The organism is Mycoplasma sp. 4044 (assembly GCF_053851695.1).
Genome location: NZ_JBSQBD010000001.1, coordinates 240,924 through 263,213 on the forward strand (window position 1 = coordinate 240,924; position 22,290 = coordinate 263,213).

General features: G+C 32.4%; 15 protein-coding genes. 5 read left to right on the top strand and 10 right to left on the bottom strand.

All coding sequences use genetic code 4. The annotated features are described in order from the left end of the window. The first annotated feature begins 105 nt into the window (after positions 1-105). Complete coding sequence (gene eno, locus ACWXVN_RS01200; RefSeq protein WP_455978838.1) at positions 106-1,473, top strand: phosphopyruvate hydratase; 1,368 nt, start codon at positions 106-108, stop codon at positions 1,471-1,473. 42 nt (positions 1,474-1,515) lie between these two features. Here eno and ACWXVN_RS01205 read toward each other — a convergent pair whose 3' ends face one another. From ACWXVN_RS01205 to ACWXVN_RS01235, 7 genes are all read right to left on the bottom strand, one after another. Continuing rightward, complete coding sequence (locus ACWXVN_RS01205; RefSeq protein ID WP_455978839.1) at positions 1,516-2,505, bottom strand: hypothetical protein; 990 nt, start codon at positions 2,503-2,505, stop codon at positions 1,516-1,518. Next, positions 2,505-3,731, bottom strand: a complete 1,227-nt coding sequence (locus tag ACWXVN_RS01210; RefSeq protein ID WP_455978966.1) for an ABC transporter ATP-binding protein — start codon at positions 3,729-3,731, stop codon at positions 2,505-2,507. Before ACWXVN_RS01210 ends, ACWXVN_RS01205 begins: the two co-directional genes overlap by 1 nt. 131 nt (positions 3,732-3,862) lie before the next feature. Next, positions 3,863-5,071, bottom strand: a complete 1,209-nt coding sequence (locus ACWXVN_RS01215; RefSeq protein WP_455978840.1) for an ABC transporter ATP-binding protein — start codon at positions 5,069-5,071, stop codon at positions 3,863-3,865. Positions 5,072-5,078: 7 nt separating this feature from the next. Beyond that, complete coding sequence (locus tag ACWXVN_RS01220; RefSeq protein ID WP_438341529.1) at positions 5,079-6,065, bottom strand: ABC transporter permease subunit; 987 nt, start codon at positions 6,063-6,065, stop codon at positions 5,079-5,081. A gap of 29 nt (positions 6,066-6,094) precedes the next feature. Continuing rightward, positions 6,095-7,150: an ABC transporter permease gene (locus tag ACWXVN_RS01225; RefSeq protein ID WP_455967635.1), complete on the bottom strand. Its 1,056-nt coding sequence runs from the start codon at positions 7,148-7,150 to the stop codon at positions 6,095-6,097. Between the two features lie 2 nt (positions 7,151-7,152). Continuing rightward, positions 7,153-10,188, bottom strand: a complete 3,036-nt coding sequence (locus ACWXVN_RS01230; RefSeq protein WP_455978841.1) for an ABC transporter substrate-binding protein — start codon at positions 10,186-10,188, stop codon at positions 7,153-7,155. A gap of 8 nt (positions 10,189-10,196) precedes the next feature. Next, on the bottom strand, positions 10,197-15,848 hold the full coding sequence (locus tag ACWXVN_RS01235) for a PDxFFG protein (protein ID WP_455978842.1): 5,652 nt from the start codon (positions 15,846-15,848) through the stop codon (positions 10,197-10,199). A gap of 232 nt (positions 15,849-16,080) precedes the next feature. Between ACWXVN_RS01235 and tpx the strand changes: the two genes are divergently transcribed. Beyond that, positions 16,081-16,563, top strand: coding sequence for a thiol peroxidase (tpx, locus tag ACWXVN_RS01240; protein WP_438341525.1), 483 nt, complete (start codon positions 16,081-16,083; stop codon positions 16,561-16,563). Between the two features lie 72 nt (positions 16,564-16,635). On the opposite strand, the gene ACWXVN_RS01245 is transcribed toward tpx, so the two are convergent. Genes ACWXVN_RS01245 through ACWXVN_RS01255 form a run of 3 tightly spaced genes read right to left on the bottom strand, consistent with a single transcriptional unit; the run spans position 16,636 to position 19,382 of the window. Continuing rightward, positions 16,636-16,851, bottom strand: coding sequence for an RNA-binding S4 domain-containing protein (locus ACWXVN_RS01245; protein ID WP_438341524.1), 216 nt, complete (start codon positions 16,849-16,851; stop codon positions 16,636-16,638). Then, on the bottom strand, positions 16,851-17,987 hold the full coding sequence (gene dnaN, locus ACWXVN_RS01250) for a DNA polymerase III subunit beta (RefSeq protein ID WP_455967638.1): 1,137 nt from the start codon (positions 17,985-17,987) through the stop codon (positions 16,851-16,853). Before dnaN ends, ACWXVN_RS01245 begins: the two co-directional genes overlap by 1 nt. Positions 17,988-17,996: 9 nt before the next feature. Continuing rightward, positions 17,997-19,382: a DnaA ATPase domain-containing protein gene (locus tag ACWXVN_RS01255; RefSeq protein ID WP_455978843.1), complete on the bottom strand. Its 1,386-nt coding sequence runs from the start codon at positions 19,380-19,382 to the stop codon at positions 17,997-17,999. A 308-nt stretch (positions 19,383-19,690) separates the two neighbouring features. Between ACWXVN_RS01255 and rpmH the strand changes: the two genes are divergently transcribed. Genes rpmH through yidC form a run of 3 tightly spaced genes read left to right on the top strand, consistent with a single transcriptional unit; the run spans position 19,691 to position 22,184 of the window. Next, on the top strand, positions 19,691-19,840 hold the full coding sequence (rpmH, locus tag ACWXVN_RS01260; protein ID WP_438341802.1) for a 50S ribosomal protein L34: 150 nt from the start codon (positions 19,691-19,693) through the stop codon (positions 19,838-19,840). 6 nt (positions 19,841-19,846) lie between these two features. Further along, positions 19,847-20,179 (top strand): ribonuclease P protein component, encoded by a 333-nt coding sequence (rnpA, locus tag ACWXVN_RS01265; RefSeq protein WP_438341521.1) that lies wholly within the window; start codon positions 19,847-19,849, stop codon positions 20,177-20,179. Further along, positions 20,148-22,184 carry a membrane protein insertase YidC gene (yidC, locus tag ACWXVN_RS01270; RefSeq protein ID WP_455978844.1) on the top strand — a complete coding sequence of 679 codons (2,037 nt, stop codon included), beginning with the start codon at positions 20,148-20,150 and terminating at the stop codon, positions 22,182-22,184. Before rnpA ends, yidC begins: the two co-directional genes overlap by 32 nt. Positions 22,185-22,290 lie beyond the last annotated feature (106 nt).

Consider the following 22,290-nt stretch of genomic DNA (forward strand, 5'->3'; position numbering starts at 1 on the left):
TATTACAACATACACTCAGATTGACTATTTTGACACAAAGTTGGGAAAAAAATCCCTTGCTTTCTTATTCTAATTTGTATAAAATTAAGAATAAAGAGAGGTAATATGTCGAAAATTACAAAAATACACGCTCGTGAAATCCTTGATAGTCGAGGAAATCCAACTGTTGAAGTTGTTCTAACAACTGAAAAAGGAGTTACAGCAAGTGCTAAAGTTCCTTCAGGTGCTTCAACAGGTTCAAGAGAAGCTTTAGAGCTTCGTGATAAAAATTCACAGTATGCTTCAAACTGATTCGGAGCAAAAGGAGTAATGCTAGCAGTTGATAATGTTAATCAAAAAATCGCTCCTAAACTTGTTGGTTTTGAAGTTTTAAACCAAAGAGAAATTGACCGTGTGCTTAATGAACTAGATGGTACTGAATACAAGTCAGTGCTTGGTGCAAATGCAACATTGGCAGTTTCAATTGCCGCAGCTCGTGCCGCTAGTCAAGAACTAAACATTCCTTTATATCGCTACTTAGGAGGAGTAAATGCCCATTTATTGCCACTACCAATGTTAAACGTAATTAATGGCGGAGAGCATGCTTCAAACACTATTGACTTTCAAGAATTTATGATTATGCCAGTAGGGGCAAAATCATTCCGTCAAGCATTACAAATGGCTAACTTTGTATTTCATACTCTAGCTAAACTACTGAAAAAAGCAGGACACGGAGTACAAGTAGGAGATGAAGGTGGATTCGCACCTAACTTACACACTCACGAAGAAGTTTTAGATTTCTTAGTTGAAGCTATTAAGGAAGCAGGATTTGAGCCCGGACGTGAAGGTGATAATGCTGTTGCGATATCAATGGACGCAGCTGCAAGCGAACTTTACAACGAAGAAACTCAAAAATACGTGTTTAAAAAATTCCATAATGCAGTTATAAACAAGATGCCTGGTTTTAGAAAATACAACAAAGCAAAATACGAATTTACTAGTGACGAATTAGTTAAATACTATGGGAAATTAATTGATAAATATCCAATTATTTCAATCGAAGATTCGCACTCAGAAAAAGACTGAGCGGGATTTGAAAAAATGACTAAATTGTACGGAAACAGAGTGCAAATAGTTGGTGATGACTTAGTTGTAACTAACCCACGTTTCATCAAAAAAGCAATTGAAAACAAATCAATCAACTCAGTGTTAATTAAAATGAATCAAATTGGTACATTGACTGAAACAATTGAAGCTATCCAAATGGCAAACAAAGCTTCAATGACTGCTGTTGTCAGTCACCGTTCAGGAGAAACAGAAGACACAACATTAGCTGACTTAGCAGTTGCTTTCAACACAGGACAAATTAAAACTGGTTCTCTATCTAGAACTGACAGAATTGCCAAATACAATCGTTTACTGGCAATTGAAGAAGAATTAGCAAAAGATAGTGAATTTAAAGGTTTAGCATCATTTTTCAATCTTTATAAATAAGTAGCAAAAAAGACTCCGAAAGCCGGAGTCTTTTACTTTTTATTATAGATTTCCAGAATTATTCATTTGCTCTAGTTTTTGCTTTAAATAAGTGTAGTTTATTTGTTGTTCTGGATCCATTGTATTTCTAAAATCATTATAATCCTTGCTTGGATCACCAAAAAGATTATTATATATATCTTCTGACATTCTCGCAGTATATATAGCGTAATCTATTCTTGAAATTACTGCTGTGGTAATTACTGATTGTGTTTTTCCTAATAGTCCTCATTTTGAAGTGAACGTATTTTGTCTAGTTTTCTTGTTTGTACCGATAACATTTGTAAGTGGTTCAAAGAAAGTATCAATTACAAGCTGTCTTAGGTCTTTAAATTTATTCAATAATTCTAGATTTTCATTACTTGGAACTAAATTAATTCCCTCTTTGATTGTTGGTGCTTGTAGCGGAACAAAATAAGTAGGGTTTGTTTTTGATCTACTGTCAAGTGTCAAGTATTCTAAAGTATCATCTTTAGCTCTTAAATCAGCATTTGGTATTGATGCAGTGCTTGCTGATGGTTTAACATCATTAATTTCAAAAGTACCTTTTTGTCCTTCTTCAGCAGAAACTTCAAACAATAATTTATTTTTTGCAAGGTCTATAGCAACTGCTGCCTTTAGTGTGGTGTTTGCTGGAACTTCAAAATCACTTGCTAGTTTAACCAATTCTCGATTAATTAGTTTCTTAACATTGTTCTCTGTTATTTCAGTTGTATAGTAGAATAGTTTTTTCTCTTGATCGTATTTAAGTTCTAATAAGTTACGAGCAGCACCATTTTGCAATCAGTCTTTAGTTTTTTGTTCTGATTGAGTATCAGAAGTGACTAGAGATAAGTTTTCAGCAATTCTTTCTGATAAAGATTTTTGTTGCACTGGATTTTTAGTGTCTTTGTTATTTGTTTCTACACAAGAGATAGCTGCTAAAGGCATAAAAGCAGTAAGAGAAAGTGTAGAAACAGCGAAAATATTAAATAGTTTTTTGTTTTTTCTCACTATTTGTATATTCCTTTCTTTCATTCTTCTAATTCTTGTTCGGTTGCTAGAACAAAGTGATCATCATTTACTTTCAATCATTTTGGTTGGTTTGATTCTGAATATTCATGAATTTTTGAATCATATACATACCCAATTAAGCTTCCTTGTTTTGAGTCAATTGAAGGAACTGCATCTAAAAGTGATTTTGTGTAAGGGTGTAATGAATTGTGCATTATTTGTTCAGTAGTTCCAACTTCTAGAACCACTCCTTTGTTCATAACAACTATTCTGTCACTAATGTATTCAACCATCCGCAAGTCGTGGGCAATAAATACAATAGTTAAGTCATATTTTTCTTTTAAATCGTTGAAGATATTAACAACTTGAGCCTGAATAGAAACGTCAAGCGCTGAAATCGGTTCGTCAGCAACAAGAAGAGTAGGTCTTAATACTACTGAACGACTGATACCAATACGTTGTTGTTGCCCTCCTGAAAATTCTAGTGGGTAACGACGTAAAACCGAATCATCAAGTCCGACACTTTTTAAAATCTCCACAACTAAGATTTTTTTTGCTTCACGTTCTGTTATGTTTTCTTTTTCTTCACGAATTTTTTTGTGTTCCATTAGAATGTCATGTGCTTCTTGTTCTCTATTTTCTAGAAGTTCTGAAGCAAAGTTTACATAAAGACATTCAAAAGCATCTTTTGGATCTTGCTTAATTTCTTTATATAAAATTGGTTTTCTTGTTTCAAATTTAGCTAAATCTTTAATTTTTTCATATGTTGCAATTATCGCTGCTTGATCTAAAGAATTTAAGTAAATTAAACGAGCATTCTTAGTGTTATTTAACCCTTCTGAAACAACTGATTCAACATTAATGTGTGGGTTAAGTGAGTTAGCAGGGTCTTGGAAAATCATTTGCACTTTATTAACCATGAAGTTTTCAATTTCTTTATATTCTTTCAGTGCTTTACCTACTTTTCAACCTCTTTGTAATTTTTTAGGTAATTCTCTACCTAACATCTTGATTTGGCCAAAACTATAAGGAATTAGTCCCACTAGTGCTTTACCAATGGTACTTTTTCCAGAACCTGACTCCCCTACAAGTCCTAGAACTTCGCCCTTATAAATATTTAAATTCAAGTCTTTTACTGCTTTGAAAGCTTTTGAACCAGAACCATAGGTAATATCTACGTTTCTGATAGTTGCTAACACTTCTTGATTATCTTTGTTAGCCAACATTTCGTTAGTTCCGGGAGTTTTGATTCTAATTTGTTGTTTTTTTACAAAACCTCATTTTTTGGTTGTTTCAATGTAAACATCATTTTCAGTAAGAAGTTTGTTTTCTGTATTGTTATTTGTTGTATCCATAACTATTTAGAATTTTTAAACTCCTTTCATAAGTCTTGAATCAATTGTGGTGGAACATATTCTGGCGCCCTTTTATCAAGTAGAGCTGATTTTACTCTGTGAGTTTCACTTACTCAGTAAAAATCTGGTTCTTGTACAAAGTCGATATCTAAAGCATAGTCGTTACGAACTGCAAAAGCATCACCGACAATGTTATTTAGATTCGAAGGAACTGAACCACGAATAGTTGCTAATCTAGAACCTTTATTAACATCAGGCATACTCATAATTAGTCCTCATGTGTATGGATGTTGCGGGTTTTTTAGAATTTCTCTAGTTAAACCTTCTTCGATGATTTGTCCCGCGTACATAATTGAAATGTAATCGGCTATTGACGCTACTACTCCGATGTCGTGAGTAATGAAAACGATTGATAATTTCAATTTTTGTTGTAAATCTTTAATGACATCTAAAACTAAAGCTTGAACAGTTGGGTCAAGAGCAGTTGTTGGTTCGTCCATAACTAGAATTTTTGGTTCTAGGGCAACAATTGCTGCGATAACTACCCGTTGAATCATTCCCCCACTCATTTCGTGTGGGTACAATTTCATAACAGCTTCTGGGTCATTAATTTTTGTCAATTGAAGGAATTCGATTGCTCTTGCACGAGCTTCTTTACGGGTTTTTACCACTCCGTTCAATAACATTCCTTCCATAATTTGTTCTCCAACTTTCATTGTCGGATTTAGTGTTGACATTGGGTTTTGAAAGACTGCTGACACAACTCTTCCACGATAATGACTACGTTCTCAATCTTTTAGACTGAATTTTTCAACATTGTTATTGTAAAGTTTAACTTCACCACTATCAATAATTGCATTTTCTCCGGTTAGCCCATATAGTAAAGAAGTGATAACACTCTTTCCAGAACCAGATTCACCAATGATGGCGTGAACTTTACCTTCATAAATTTTTAAACTTGGGCCACGTAAAACTTTGTTTTTTTGTCCTGGTACAGCAGGGTTTTTGAATGATAAATTAACATCTTTAATTTCTGCTGCAATTTTTAATTTTGTTCCGTCTTTAAATTCTTCGAATTGAACATCTTTGAAAAAATGGTCTCAGTCAAAGTGTTTTTGTTTTCCCGGGGTAAAAAAGTATTTTCAGTCAGTGTTTTTGACCTTATTTACAAATTTACGACTTTTTTTGATTAGGCAATATTTTTCATTCATATCAATCCTATCTTTGTCTTCTTAAAGCATCTTGCACACTAGCACCAATTAATTGCACGCTAGTTGTGATTAAAATCAAGATTGAAGAAGGAACAAAAACATATCTTAAGTATTGAGGGAACACTTTTTGACCTTGACTAATTAAGTTTCCAAGAGTTGAAACATCATCAATTGATAAACCTATGAAGGCTAGTGATGTTTCAGAAAGAATAACTCCAGGAATGGTAAATACTAATTGAGTAATTAAAATTGGCAAGATAACTGGAACATAATTTTTTAATATTTTTCAAGTAGGAGTACCTAAAACTTTTGAAGCAGATACTCATTCAAAGTATTTTGCTCTTTTAACTTGAGCTCTTATTTGGTTTGCCATTCCGGTTCATCCAGTTAGTGATAGTGAGAAGACAATTACTCAGAAACTTGGGCTAACAACAACAGTCATTAGAATCAAGATTAAGATGGTTGGAACAACTGAAATAATTTTGATAATGAAGGTTAAAACAACGTCAAATTTGTTGAATTGTCCCATCATAATACCAAATGTTACTCCAATCACAACTTCAATCAAAGTAACCATAAATGCAAGTCCTAATGAATAACGAAGACCATGTCATAATCTTGCTCAAATATCACGTCCTAGATCATCAGTTCCAAGGAAGTGGTAAACACCATTACTGTCAGAACTACTGAATGTTAAGAAACGATTATTAACGTCTTGGGTATTTGGGTTAAGAGTAAAGAATGGAATAATTAGGGCAAAAATAATTAAGATTGCAAGAATTAAGAATCCTACTACTCCTCCAAAGTTTTTAGAAAAACGATAGACGAATTCACGGAAGATTTTTGGTTGAGAACCCATGTGAGTATCAGCTTGATAATCAAATGCTTCTCCAATTAGTTTTCATTTTTGGTAGTTAATTGGTTGAATAAACTGATTTGGTGCATCCATGATATTTTCGCGGTTTGTTTTTCCCAATTCTTGTCTTTTCTTCATATTACTAAATTTATTTTTCAGTCAGCTCATTATTTACCTCTTCTTCTTACCCGTGGGTCAATTGCTTCGTAAAGCATGTCACGGAAAGCATATGAAAGAATAGTTAATAGGGCAAACATAGCAATTAAGAAAAGAATAACGTTATAGTCTTTTGATTGAATTGCTTGTAGTAGAGTTGCTCCTGAACCAGCGATGAAGAAAATTTGTTCAATGAAGATACTTCCAATGAATGATCCAAAGATAACAGCAGGGAAGAAAGTGGCAATTGGGAAAAGTGAAGGTTTTAATGCATGTTTTCACACAAAACGGTTTTTCGATAAACCTTTTAAGTAAGCAAACTTAGCATGCACTGAATTTAGCTCACGGTTTAATTCAGTTCTTATATATTTAATGTAAACAATAATACTTCCAAGCGATAAAGCTAAACCAGGAAGAATGTAAGTTGCGAAGTTTTGTTCTTCAAAAATGTAAGGAAGATTAACTAGACGACCAATGAATAGTAACACTAGCGCAAAAACGATCGAAGGCACTGAACTGAAGATTGAAACAAAGAAGGTTGAAACGTTATCAACAATTTTTCCTGGGTTTTTTCCTACTCAGATTCCTAGTGGAATTCCAATTCCAACAGTTAGTAAGACTGAGAAAATTCCAACTAAGAATGATTTATAGAAACGAGATCAAATAAATGAGTTAATGTTTTGACCTGGGAAAAGAGATAATGAGATACCGAAGTCTCCGTGGAATAGATTTTTTAGATAACTTAAGTATCTTAATCCTAGTGGTTGATCTAAACCGTATTTTTTCTCAATTGCTTGTCTTGATGCTTCATCTAGACCACTTGTTAATGAGTTAGAACCTGGGACTAAGTTAATTAAAAAGAAAGTAATGGTAATAACAATAAACGCAATAATGATAAATTCAAGAGCGATTTTTAGAACTTTTCAAAGTGCACGAAGAACAGGAGAATCGATAGCAGACATTTTTTGCATAAATGTCATTTTTCTGTTTCTCTGACTACCAAAATGCACTTTATTATCATTGAGCTGGTAGATTTTGTTATCGAATAAAACTTTTTCTTTTGCCATTATTATGTTCCTCTCTGTCTTGGTAGTCCTGGTCTTGGTGGTTTAGTTACATCATAAGCGTATTGCAAGTTGAATGTATATAGGCTTGAAGTTCCACCAACTTTTGTAATTTCTCAGTTGGTGTCAACTTCCATTAGTGGCACAACTGGGCTGGCATCACGCACAACTTTTTCTAATAAAGCAATAAATTGGAAAATGTTTGCTTCGCTATCTCAGTATTGTTCTCTTTCTTCTTTTGTAAAGTTTCCTGAGAAGAAAGCATTTAGTCTAGCAGTGTAATCCACTAATGATTCACCTTCTCTTTGGTAAGCTAAATCAATAAATTTAGCTCAGTAGTCTGGTTGTGACTCAGTTGCATTTTTCAAGTGTTCATCAATCATTAGTCTTTCTTCAAGACTTTTTTCATCTGGATAGTTAGGATCTTTTTGTTTTGTAAAATCAATAATTTGATTGATTGTGTAAGTATGTTTTACATAAAGATTGAATAAACGATTTATTCTTGAAGCTTTAATGTTGTCATTTGTTGTTCAGTGGTATTCTAAAGCGTTTTTTACCACTGTGTCAGTTCATAGGTTTTCATCTTTTGATTCTGCTTTAAGAGCAAGTGATTTAGCAATAACTTGTGCATATTTTTGCACAAAATCACTTTGTTTAGCAGTACTATCTGCATTTTGGAACTCGTCAGCAGCAACATCATTTGTTTCTTCTAAAACTTTGTTGATATAAGGCATTACTGCTTTTTCTTTAGTTAAATCACTTTGCCCTGAATTTTGCAATGCTTGTAAAACATAGTCCGATAAGTAATCAGCGTATGTAAATGAACCAACTGGGTTGTTCTTAAATCCAATGTTTTTCTGTGAAAGTGAGTCAATTTCGTCAGTTTTAAAGAAAGCAACTACATAGTCAGACGCACCACTACCACCAATACGGTCATAGTTTTGGTAAATGATGTCATATTTTCCTTCTTCAATTCAAGAAGCATATGTGTTTTCTGGTAACGATTTGTTTTCAATCACAATAAATCCATCTGACATAACTTTTAATGCTTCTTTTAGATATTGACCGGCTTTTTTATGTTCATCTGTTGAATTATTTATGTAACGTAGTGATATTGATTTTAAGCCAGGGTGTTTTGCTTTGAATCTATTTAAGTAATATTTAGCAATATCTTGACTGTAAGCTAGGTCACGACGATCAGTTTTTTCAAAATTGTATGATTTTGACTGGTGTACAAAGAAATCATAGTTTTGAATTGGTAATTTCACATTGTTTCTTGTCAATGTGTCTTGATCATTGAAATATAACTCAATGTTTTTACCATCTGCTGCTTTATATTGTCCAAAAGCAGTTCAAGTAATAACTGGGAAACTAAAGTCTCAACCAACTGATTTAAGAATGGCTTCACGATCTACTGCATAGTAAATTGCATTTCTTAAGTCTTGATCTTGAATATAACTTTGCGCATTTGTTTCATTATCTAGATTAAATCCAAAAGCAATTGTTCCATATCCAGAGTTTTTGTTTAGATATTGTTTATAAACTGGATCAGATCAGTAATTATTAATTTTGTTTGCTGGAATGTATGCTTGTGAAACATAACCATCTTCAAACAATGTTGAGTTAATTGTTTTATCAGTTGAGAAATAAATCTTAATTTTGTTTGAAATTACATTATCCGCATCAAAGTAGTCTTTGTTTTTAGTTAGGATTAAGTATCCTTGAGGCCCTAAAACCACATCACCATCCTTGATGATAAAAGGTCCTGAAGTTAAGAATTTTGAAGGTTCTGAACCATAATTATCAATTCCACCAGCTTCCATTTCGACATATTTACGATTGATTGGATAAAGTTTGTCTAAAACTTGTGAAAGAAGGAAAGCTAAACTTGGTGTTTTGTTTTCATCAAAAACAATAGTGAATGCATTTTCATCGTTTGAAAGAGTGGCAATATCAGCAGTTATGGAACCATTTGCTGAATCTACAGTAAATGATTGATAAGGATTCAAGAATTCGTTTTTGATTAATTTTACTTTGTAGGTCTTACCATTTTTCAAAATTGTAAAGTCTTGAATGTCACTGTTAATTGAAAATGCTTTGTTTTCTGTTAGTGACAATGATTTGGCAACTTCTTCATTAGTGTAATCTCTAAAGATTTGCCCTGTGTAGAAACCAATGTTTTTTGCAGCTTTTTTGATTTTTTCAACGTATTCTTGGTCACCAGGAACTTGTGAGCTTCAAGCTTCTTCTGAGGCATCTTCAATGTATTCTTTTTTATCGTTAGTTGATCAAGGTGCTTCAATATATTTACGGTAACCAAAAGGATTTTTATAGTTTCTTCCGAATTTCAGTGCGTATTCTTTTTGAATTGCGATAAATTCATCAACACCTTTTAGACCAATTTTTTCAATGTTGTTTAGTTTTTGCGAACCTGTGTTTAGATCCAAAATGTATTCTAAGTAAGCACGAATATCGGCTGCAGTAACGAAATCTCCATTGCTTCATCTATTTTTTTGATCATTAACAAACCCTGTTACAGCCATGTAATTATTTGGGTTACGAGGGTTTCTGAAAGCATAAAGTGATGCAAGTCTAGTAGGATCTGCTCCTAAAGAAGGACGTCCGGTTCCTCCTAGAATTTGGAAATCATGAATTCCATAGTATGAACCACTAACTTCACCATATCCATTTTTTTCTTTTAATTTGTCTTTTGATATGTTGAAAAAGTCATCAAAATTTGATGAATCTTTTAGTTTTGAAGTATCAACCATTGACATATAGAAGTTATTTGTTTGAATGATTGATTTTAAGTTAGTTGTTGGCCCATTTTTAAGGAACGCATCAACTAGTGAAGGTAAAATTTTGTCCATTGATTTATAACGAACATAGTTTAGGTTATTGATTGGTTCAGCAGTCAGACCCAAGTCATAACTTAACTTTATTTCTTCGTTTGAACCACAAGAAACCGCAATAGATGGTACTAATGCAATACTTGCGAGCGGCAGAGTGGACAGTAATTTTAACAAGTTATTTTTTTTCACTGTTCCTCCTATCCTGTTATGTTGAATTGATAGTCAATATCAATAATTACTTGGTTAATGTCGCCATTTGCGTTGGCTGCGTTATTAATTAATTTAACTGGTGCTTGCTCAACAGCTTTTCCGTTTTCTGACATAAAGTCATATCCAGTCATGTTAAATCCTGGCAATGTTTCTTTGTTTTCGTTAGCAAAGTTTACATAGTATTTGTGTTTTGGTTCTAACAATGTGTTTCTATATTTAGCCATTAGAGCATAGTCACTTAGTCATGAAGTGTATCCATATTTATCTTCAAGGGTTTGTTTTGAAGTAATGTCACCTTGTTTTTCTAAATAGAATAAGTTATTAGTTTTAGCAATATTTACTGGTAGGTATAGCTTTTTACCACTATCAACATCAGTAAATTCTAGATATTTAATTTTTTCAGCCTGTTCTTTTTTAACAAAACCATACATTGAGATAGCATCAAGTTTTTTATTTCTGAAAATTCCAGCAACAGTTCTTTCACCAACTCCAAAGTTTTTCATTTGTGAAACAAAGAATGCTTCAGGACGGTTTGTGATTTTGTTTCCATTTCAATCCTTGATACGAATAGTATCGTCTTGGATAGCATTTAGATTATCATCGTAAAGCTCAGCACCAATAGTTTCTTTTTGTCAACGATCTTTGAAATATCCATTGCTCTTAGTAATAAATTGTCCAAAGTATGAAGATCTACGCACTTGGTCCGTATTAATATCACTTGCTTGAATTGAATTTTTATTCATCTCTTCAGTTAATGCAACAAGTTCGTCTTGTCTTTCTTTCGAGATTTTTAATAATTCTTCAGCAAGAGCAAGTTGTTTCTTTTGAATGTCCGCTTTTTCTTTGGCGCTTAGAGTTTCACTATTGTTATTTAATTGCTGACTTAGTTTTTTGTATTCACTTTGTTTTTCTTTTAGATAGCTATATTTTTGATAGATAGCTTGATCTTTTTCTAGACGATCAACACGCGCCTTATATGATGATGCAAGTGCAACTGAATTAGCAATAGAATCAATATCGATTAGTGTTGAATTAATGTAATTTAGTTGTGTACCATCAACAACGTAGTCAAGTCCGGTTGTAGCTTCGTTTACATTGCTCAAATATTTAGGTAAGTTACCAAAGTTTTGAGTTGAAGGAATGTATGTAGTTTGCACATAATCACGTGTTAATGTTTCTGGTAAGTTGTAAACATAGTCAGTGAATTTATCTTGAATTTGTGATTCAGTTCTTGTTGCTGCATAGTCAATAACATCTGATGAAGGTTCACCATCTGACAATATTCCATAGTAGATATCTACGTAATATGAACGAATTCCGTAGTTTTGGAAATATAAGATATTACCCATAAACATCGATAAGTCATGAGCGTCAAAGTTGTGCTCTAGAGTTTTTAAAAGGGTTTCTTTTTGTTCATCATCATTTGCTCTTCGATTAGCAATCGATTCCATTTGTTTCTTAACTGCATCAATAATTTGATCATATGAATAAGCAAGGCTGTTTTTGTCCTTTGCTTTTTGTTCAGCAACAAGTTGCGGATCTTCATAGTAATTAGCAAATATTGGGCTTAAAACATCAATTCCATAGTCTTTTGAAAGAAAGGCAGCATTTTTATCTAAGCTTTCAACAACACTAAAGTTTTTAACCCCTAGGAATAGTCCTGAATGTCTGAAACGATACATCATTTCATTAGCTAGAGATTGTTCTGACTCAGTTATTTGATTTAATTTTTCATTGTCTTTTTCGTTTTCTAGCAAGTATTCTTTGAAGCTATCTAAGTCAAATTTTGATTTTACATAATCAATGTCTCAGTTTCATGTTACTTTAGAATCGTTGATTGATTTAGTTGCCTTTGAGTAATCGATTGAACCGAAACTCATCAAGTCATACATTGACATGAATACTGGTGTAGGTTGTAATGAGTCACCTACTTTTACTTTTAATCATTTTGCGTTTTTGCTATTGATGAAGTTTACAAGTTTATATTTTTCTACTTGCATTGCATAACCAGTAGTTTTTATTGCAATACCGATAACTTCTCTTCCTTGTTCATCAAAAAGAGCATCTCTAAGTGCTCCGAACGAAGGAGTAGAAACTAATTCAGGAACTAATTTATTATCTTCAGTTTGAGTTGCTCTTACTAGCGCAAACTTGTTTTTTGCTAAGTCTTGTGGATCAGTGCTTCCACTAGATAAAACTCCTAAATAATCTAAAAATCCGAATCTAAAGTCAGACATTAACTTCCCATAGGCAGCTGGAGCTCTAAATCTTTGAAGTGCTGATTGTATGCTCTGTGTGAAACCGTCATTAGATGAATAAATGTTTTTTAAGAAAGCAGCATCTTTAGCATATGGAAATACAAATTCATCATATTTTTTACCCGATTTTGTGAATCCTAATACTTTCGCAAAGTTAGAATTATCAATTTGTGTATATGCTTTCTTACCTAACTGCACTTCTTGCAATAGTGTGTTGTAAGTTAGTCACAAGTCATAACCTAAGTTAGCTTGATTTCCTACTAAATTGAAACGAGTATATTCACCACGGTTTGGTTGTTGTGGGTCATTTATAAACAATTGGTTGTTGTTTGAAGAAGTGAAATCAGCAGCACTTGAATTTCTTTTAATTAGTGATTCTTCAACATCTGTAGAGATTCCTGATTCAGCAACACTTCTTGTTGAAACGTTAGCACTTCCACCTAAAAATGTTCCGGCATTATTTCATCCACTGTCATTAAATTGAGTGATTACTAAGTTGTTAATACTTGAGTTAATTAATTGTTCTTGAGTTCTTAGATAATTAATATCCGAAGCTGAAAGTGGAGTGTTTAATGTTACATTGAAAATTGGCTGATTGTCTTTTGTTTTTAAGTTAACTTTGGCAATAACCGTTTGACCATCTTGGTTGGTTGCTCATTCAAAAACTCTTACGTTGATTTCACCATCTGGTTCAACTGTTGAGAATTGTGATAATGGTGTGTTTTGCCCGTCAGTAAAGTTACTTAAAACTTCTTGTGCGGCAGCAGAAACGAATTTGTAAGTTGCTAATTCATCAGCTCCTGCAGTCGCATTATTTTTTTCAGTTTTTGTAAATACTTTAGCATTATTAATTCCACTTAAAGCACTGCTAATGAATGGGTTTAGAGTTCCAGAATTTTCATCAAATGAGTTAGCAAAGAATAAATCTCTTAGCCCCACTCCTCTTAGCTTAGCGGCCTCAACGATTCCATCTCAGTCTTGCAAGAAACGGCGTTCTTTATTTGCAACAATTTCTGATGTTGAAGCGCTTGTTGAACTTTTTCCTCAAATTAAGTCTTTTGTTTCGGTAATTCATTCACCCTTGTTGTTAATAAATTTGTATCTTACGAAATTTCCATTTTCAGTTGGGATTCCATTAGCATCTACACGGTCGAAATCTAAGTTAGTTCTAGCTTCTAAGTAATTTCTCAGCGCTTTTGCTGAATAGAATGAGCTATCTGTAGCTCCTCCACGAGTTGAAATTCCTCCAACTAGAACTGCATTGTTTGAATCATCAATAGCTTGAGTTCTTTCTAATGTTAAGTGGTGTCCATATTCGTGGGTTCCAACGTATTTTAAGAAGTCAGTTGAAATTCCTTCAAAATCGTCTAAAACTGCTTGCATTAGTAATGGTAATCCTACCCGATCAGAATCTTTAAATCCATAGAATTCTCCATTTTCTAGAGTATATTCATAGTAACCTTTGTCATTTAGATGTTTTGCAATGTGAGGTCCTGTTTGTTTAGAAAGAATTTCAGGGAATTTACGAACAATTTTATCTAAAAGTCCTGGGTAAGCTTCAATGTAAACTTGATATTTACGTCTTTCTAATTCTGGTAGTAAATTTCCTTTTTCATCAGTGGCACTAACATCAAGTGGAGTCATTCCAGTAATTAGTGGGTTAATTGATCCAACATATCCCAATGAATCTTTTAGTGAGTTAAATAAGTCAAGTTGTACTTCATTTCCTTTGTTTGCAATATCTGTTGAAAATGAGCTTACACTGTCTAGAAGATTTGTGTCACTATCTTGGGTTGTATTTCTAGCTTGTGAATTATTTTTTGAAGAATTTAAAATTGATTGAATATCGCTTCAACTTTTATCGCTGTCACCTTTAATTAAACTACCCAAGATATCATTTACTTTGTCAACTCATGCTACAGAAGAATTTTCTTGGCTAGCAAGTTGGTCTTTTTCAGCTTGTGCATCTTCAAAAGTGATTTTTAAATTTCATTTATCGTTTTCATTAACAACGTCTAATGATTTTATTGTTGCACTAACAAGTTTGAAATTTTGGCTTCTTGCTATTTTTGAGTTTAATGCTGATAGTTTTGAACCAAAGAATTGTTTTTGGCTTCCATCTTCACTGCTAATTAAATAAACTTTTTGATTTGCGTAATTTTGCACATCATAGAAGTCAAGGAATCCTTTGATATCTTCTTGCCAAGCTGATGATAGAGATAATTCGCTTCTATTTTGTGTTAAGGTTTTTTTGTCTTTTACCAGAGCAGTGTCTACTACATTACCATCTTTGTCTTCAAATCTTACTCATAATATTTCATGACTACCTGCTGAAGTTTGTTTTGTTCCAGGAGCAAAACCTTTCAGGGTCATTAATTTATAATCATTTAAACTTGTATTTCAGTCTTTGTATTGTGAAAGTGTTCCGTTTTGTAGATTAGCAAACTCTTCCTGAGTAATGTTTTTTGGAAGAATAATAGTTTTTAGGTCTTCATTAACAACTGAAACAGAAGGGTCTTCGCTATATTGTAAGTTCTCTTTGTCTAAGACTAAAAATTGCTGCCCAATAAGCGCACTTGGATAGATGATAGCGTTAAAAGGTTTGACTGCTTTGCCATTAAATCCTTGAAGTTGTGTGTTTTGCAGTACTGTTGCTAAAGGAATATTCTTTAAGAATGTATCAATTGTTGCTTTGTCTTTATTGTCTTCGAATACTGAGAAAGTTAATGAGTCACTTGCATTTCCTTGTCCCCCAGCTGATGAGAACATAGGCATTGAACCAAAGAATGCATCTGGGAAGAATTTAATTTCACTTTCTTCCTTGTGAAGAGTTGAGTGTGATCCTAAAGTGATTGAGTTACCGTTTTGTTCAACTCCTGGCACGATTCTAAAACTATCTAAAGTCATTAAATCTGGTCCTCAAGCGACATTAGTGATAAATCATTTGGTAAATTCTAAGAATTGTTTTGGTTTAACTGCTAGAACATATTCATCGTAGAAGTGAAATGATCCATAAGTTACTTTGAAAATAAATGATTCTTGATAACGTTTGTAGTATTCTGAGTAGAATTGTTCAAATGTTAATTTTGTGTTTTTGTCTTCATTGAAGTAGAAAAATACATTTCCATCAGCATCTTCCACATAGCCAGCAACATCTTTGTCTTTTAGCGGGTTAGTAATTGCAATTTCAGGACTTAATTCATTGTTAGCATACATCTTGCTAAAGTCGTTGCTAAACTTATCTTTTTCAGTTGGAGAAATTTTCCCTCTAACTTCGTCCGAGTTTTTAGCAAAGGCAATCATAGTACCAATAACAGCACCGGATGCTGCTGCGATTGCTCCTAGAGTGATTGCTACTTTAACACTTAATTTTAATGCCATAAAAATCCCTTTCTGTTGACACTCACAACACATTCTGGTGTGTTATTGAGTGAAAATTTTGTATATATGAAATATATAAAAAATAAATATACTTAAAAAGTATAACATATAAAGAGGTTTTTTTGTGTTGTTAACAGTTGAACTGTTCATTACAAAGGGGGCATTTTTGTGCATAAAAGTTTGTTAACTGTTGATAAAATTAAGGTGATTAACCACTCACTAAGGAGATAAAATGCAAGTTAAATTTAAAGGAAACAATGTAACTTTAGAAGCTTCACAATTAAAAGTTGGAGACAGCTTTCCAGAATTTGTTGCAACAAATCTAGATCTTTCAGACTTTAGTTCAGCCGATCTAAAAGGACAAAAGCGTCTAATTTTTTCAATCCCTTCAATTGACACAGGTGTTTGTGAAATGGAAACAACAAGATTCATGAATGAATTTAAATCGAAACCTAATCCAGTTGTTGTTATTTCAATGGATTTACCTTTCGCTTTGAATCGTTGATGTGCAGCAAAAAATAATGAAAAAGTTGTAACAGTAAGTGATTTTAAATATCGTGACTTTAGTAAAAAAACAGGAACAAGAATTGCTGAATTAGGACTTTTAACAAGAGCAGTGTTTGTAGTTGACGAAAATGACAAAGTTGTTCATGTTGAATATTGTCAAGAAGTTGCTTCAGAACCTAACTATGAAGAAGTAATGAAATTCTTTTAGACTGAAAAAGTACTCAAAATAAGCACTTTTTTCAACAAATAAGCAGCCCGTAAAAGGCTGCTTTTGTTTTAATTATTCTTGTTTTTCAACGATTTTATAAATTTCATCATCAATTCAAACGATATCACCAACATAGACTTTTTGTCCACGACTTGTTACTTTTTCACCATTGACAGTTACTTCGTGTGTAGCGATGAAATATCTTGCTCTTCCACCTGTTTCAATGATGCGCATTTTTTTTAATAGTTGCGAAATTTTAATTTCTTTACCTGTTATTTCAATTAGCATTATGAACTGTGTCCTTTCTGTGGTGTAAGTAATTGTACAATATTTTTATTTTCTTGACTAGTTACAACTATTCTCTGATTATTTTGTGCGAATAAGATATTTAATTGTCCTTCAAAAACATTGATGGCATCAGTCAAGTAACGATTAATTACAAGAATATCAAGTTTTTCTTCTCCATATTTGAAATCAGTAGTTTTAATTTCTGCTTTACCAACTTCACTTGTTTGACTTGAAACGCTTAATACACCATTAGCAATGGTAAGCCTAATTTTGTTGTTTTTTTCACTATTTAATAATTTTGCTTTCGTCAAAAGACTGCTTAAATTTTTCTTATCGATTACTAAAACGCTGTCAAAAGTTTTGGGAATAACCTTTGAAGTATCTTTATATTGAAGACGTGAAATGCTTGATTGAATGATTGTTCCATCATAAGTAAGACTGATTTTTGACTCGTCAACATTAAAATCAACTTCGCCCTTAATTTCGAAATTCAAGATATCTCTTAAGTTTTTAGGTAATATCAAGAATGAAAATTCAACATCTTTATCAAATGGAATTGACATTTTTGCTAGTCTAAAACTATTAGTTGCAGTGGCTATTAAAGCTCCATTTTTTGCTTCAATGTTAATCATATTCAAAACTATTTGATTTGTCACATTGTTAAAATCTGTTGCAAAAGCGACATTTTTGTAAATTGATTTTAAATCTTCAATATTCAAGCTTACATTGTTTCCGATTTGTCTGAAATCCATTTCTGGATATTCAAATGGATCCATTAGGCTGATTTCAAATTTGTCGTTTTCGGTTTTTACCAATAAATTTTGTCCGCTTTTCTTAAGTTCAATAATACCATCTAAGTTTTTTACTATGTTTCTAAATAAAATTAAAGGAACCAAAATTTTTCCGGCTTCAATTACCTGACATGTTTCCATGTCATAATGTTCAATTTCTTTACCTGTCGAAAGAATAGTATGTTTGATTGCCAATTGTTCATTTGAGACAATGAATGTAACTTTTGAGTCGATCGCTTCAATCAAAATTCCTTTCAGCGAAGCTAGATATGTGTTTCCGTCGTAAATTTTAGCCGCTCTTTCTAAGGCTTTATCTAGTTGAGTTTTTGAAATTTTTATATACATCTTGATCTCCTATTTCAACTTGCGAATATTATCATCAATTTTTTTTAGTGCTGTTTTTAAAGCATTGTTTGTTTTAGCTTCTGCTTCAATGCTTTCAACACTTGCCATTACACTTGAGTGTGCTTGAGCAAAAATGTCTCCAATTTCCTGGAATGTTTTATCTAGGTTAGTACGAATCACAAACATTGCAATCCGGCGTGCTTGCACAATTGGCTTAAGTCTTGTTTTGCCAAGAATATCCTTTTTGTTGATATTGTAATATTTACAAACAGTTTCTATAATTTTTTCTGGTGTTATTGAATCTATGTCAGCTTCAGTGTTTTGGAATACTGTGCGTTTTAGATAAGTTAATGTTGGTCTAAAATCAGTATCATTCTTTTTGAAAAGCGCTATTTTATTGATTGCTCCTAAAATTGCCCGTACTGATGAAGAAAAATTCCGTACAAAAAAGCTATAACACTCTTCATCGAAAATGTTTGGATCGATATCAGCTTGTTTGAATTGAAATCTAAACATTTCTTCAACATCATTATTATTAAAACGGTTAATTTGCAAAACTAATCCAGCTGAAAAACGAGTAATAAAACGATCTTCAAATCCACCCAGTTCACGTGGTTCTTTGTCAGCAGTTACAATAATTTGTTTCTTTTTGGCAATATGGTTGTTGAAAATGTTAAAAAGTACACTCTGTGTTGAGTCTCTACTTCCATATTCTTGAACATCATCAAACATTAAACAATCATATTGTCCTAAACTTTCAATTAATTTAGCAATAGCTTGTTGATTTTTATTTTGCAAATTTAAGACTATGTCACGAGTAAAAAGCTCAGGAGTAATATAAAAGCAACTTTTACCCTTTTTTTCTAACTCATTAGCGATAGCATGCAACAAGTGGGTTTTTCCAAATCCTGATGCTGAATAGAAAAATACTGGAGTATAAGTAGCCTCTTCTCCATCGTTAATTATTACTTTTGCTCCCATTAATGCTGACTTGTTAAATTCTAATTGCGCATATTTATCCAGTGTTAATGATGATGAAATTCTGTAAGACTTTGCTACACGTGAACTAGGTTTTTGGCGAGCACTGCTTTGAATATTTTTAGGCAAATCATTGATATCAGTTATATAAATTACGTGCTTGTTTTCATTAAAAACATCTTTGATTACCCGAAACACATAAGCTTTAACATTTTCATCTTCAGTCAGTTTTAAATTATTCTTGTTAGTTAACAAGAAAACTCTATCATCATACTCTGCAACTAACTTTAGTTCACTCAAAAATGTGTCATAAAGAATTTGGTCAGTATTAGAAGAAAGAAAATCTTCTTGAATTAGGGTGTTTTTGCTTTCTAAGTCGAATTCTTTTGAAGTAAATTCATTGTGATTTGAAGTCATAAAAAAAATTATAAATAACATTTACTTTATAAAGTAAATTTGAAATAAAAATTGTCAATTTGTAAAGTTATTTACATAGTTATTGACAATTTATTTACACAAAAAGCACACAAAATGAGTGTTTTTTTGTTTTATTGACAAAATTTGCTTGTCGTTTTTAAATTTTTTGTTTAAGGGTTGCAAACAATACCTTGCTCGCTGCCCCTTTATACTTAATGTATAAAAGAATAAGGTTTTTGGTAAAATAATATTACATATTTTCAAATTTATCAGCTTGAAGATAATCAAAATATTAGTTAAAAGGAGTAATTGTGAAAAGAACATATCAACCTAAAAAACGTAAACACATTAAAGTTCACGGTTTCCGTGCTCGTATGCAAACTAAAAATGGTAGAAAAGTTTTAGCTGCAAGAAGAGCTAAAGGAAGAGCTAAATTAACAGTTTCAGATGAAAAATAGTTAACAATGAATAAAAAACACGTTGTTAAGAAAAATTGAGAGTTCCAAAAAATAATTGATGGCAAGAAGCAGTTTGTTTCTCGCTATGTAATCGTTTATTATGAAAAATGACCTACATTTCAAGTTGGAATCTCTATTCCCAAAGCTTTTGCAAATGCTTGCACTCGTAACAAATATAAAAATCAAATACGCCAAATTGTTCGTAAAAGCGATTTTTTTAATATCAGTGCTCGCAGTGTCATCATTGTAAGAAAAGATTTTTTTACAATCGATTTCGCTAAAAAAGAATTGGAAATAAAAAAACTATATGAAAGGATTCGTAGTGTCGTACAAAAATAGATCTAAACATTACGACTTCTTTAGCCCTAAATCAAAACAAGGAGCAAATACACCTGAGGGTCGGAAAAATATCCTGAAAAAGATTTGAAAATGAATCAAGATTTTACTAATTATTTTCGTAATCGGAACAGGACTTGCTGGCTGTGTGCAATCGTTTGTTCTTCGTTCACCAGTTAAAATCGGAACAGGTTTTGAAATGTACGGTGCAAAAGAAGAAGTTTCGCCTAACGTAGCGCCTCTACGTTACAACGACAATACTGGTACTTTTGAAAACGTCAACACTGGCGGATTCACAAATGGTAACCCTTATGTTTGAAAAGAAGATAAGCAAGAACTAGAAGCTATCAAAAACCAAATCAATAACAACGGTGGAAAATATGGTGAAAAATACACACGTAACCTTGCTTTCCAATTGCGTGATAGTAGTAATGCTTTAATTAACAACTCAGATGCTAATAAGGGTGTAGTTTATAACAATGGCACAAACTACATGGTTCTGTCTTATGGACAAACCAATAAAGATGGAAGTGTGTCAAACGTCATTACAAACTACGACTATGTAACAAAACTAGAAGACATTTATTTCTTTGACTTTGCTATTACAAGTCTTCCAAAAACAAATAACTCAACTGATGCTACAACTAACAATAATTCAGAAGCAACAACAAATGATCAAGTTAGTGATAAATACAAACTGGCAATCAGTAGTTTCTCAGTCCTGCCGGCATACAGTAACGCCAACGGTAATGCACTAATTAAGTTCTACCGTGACATGTACCAAGCATTTATTAACGAAGGTAGTGAACAATTCAAAAAACACTATGACAAACAAGATCTTAATGATGCAAGCTTGTATGTTGATAAAGAAAAAACAACAACATACTGACAAAAAATAGCTTCAGAATCAGGGTTGACTGAAGAACAATTGCAAAATGCTTCAGCGCTTGATGTTATTAATGCATTTATCTTGAATTTCAAAAATAACAAACAAAATGTTGAAGTAGATGAAGCATATTACAAAACCATTAGTAAACTTAGAGAAATTTCAATTAACAATTTCAGAACTTATGGTTCATACACAGGATACAGATTATTAACAAACAAAACTGATAAAAATGGTGCTAATTTAGTTGGTTACACATTGCTAGATAATTACAATAACTATGTAAATCCTAGCCAATTGCTAAGTGGACTAGTTGGAGAAGCACAACGCCCTATTGCTACATATGGAGATTATTGATCATACGGACCATTCTATGGAATCTTCGTTTGACCTATCTTCAAAATGTTAGTGGGTATGATGCGGGCAATGGATAGTATTGGTGGTTGATCATTCATTATTGCAATTATTATTACTATTATTGTTACTCGTCTAATCACAATTCTATTGTCATACAAGAGTATTCTTGCTTCAACAAAACAAACAGAATTAAATGCTAAAAAAGCAAAAATCGAAGCAAAATATGCACCTTACAAAGGTGACAAACAAATGGAACAAAAAAAACGGATGGAAATTAACGAAATGTATAAAAAGAACAAAGCCAATCCGTTTACCGCTTTAATTAGCTCATTTATAACGTTACCTATTCTTTTGGTTATGTTTAGGGTTATTCAAGGGTCTCCTGATATTAAAAGCACAGTGTTCCTTGGTTTAGATCTAACTGCAACTTCTTGAAGAAATTTAGTATACAATCGCGAATTCGGTTACTTACCGGTTATATTGATTTCAGTTGTAATTCAATTATTCGCTCAACTGTTACCAAGAATATTGAATCGGAAAAAAGATAAGTTACGTACTAATGCTGTTGAAAGAGAAGCGTTTAAGAAATCTAACCGTACTCAAACAATTATTACAATAGTATTCGTTGGTTTTGGGGTTATCTTCCAGGCTGGACTTCAAATTTACTGAATCTTTACTGGTATTTGACAAATATGTCAAACATTGGCAGTTTATAAATTAGAAAGAACCTCATTCTATAAAACGAAAATCTTGCCAAGATTATAAAGTATGATAAAAAGCACGCTCTTAACTGGCGCGTGCTTTTATTCATATCAAATTAGAGAAATGTTTCAAATATATTTATGTTTAAAAAAGTTATTTTAAACACACT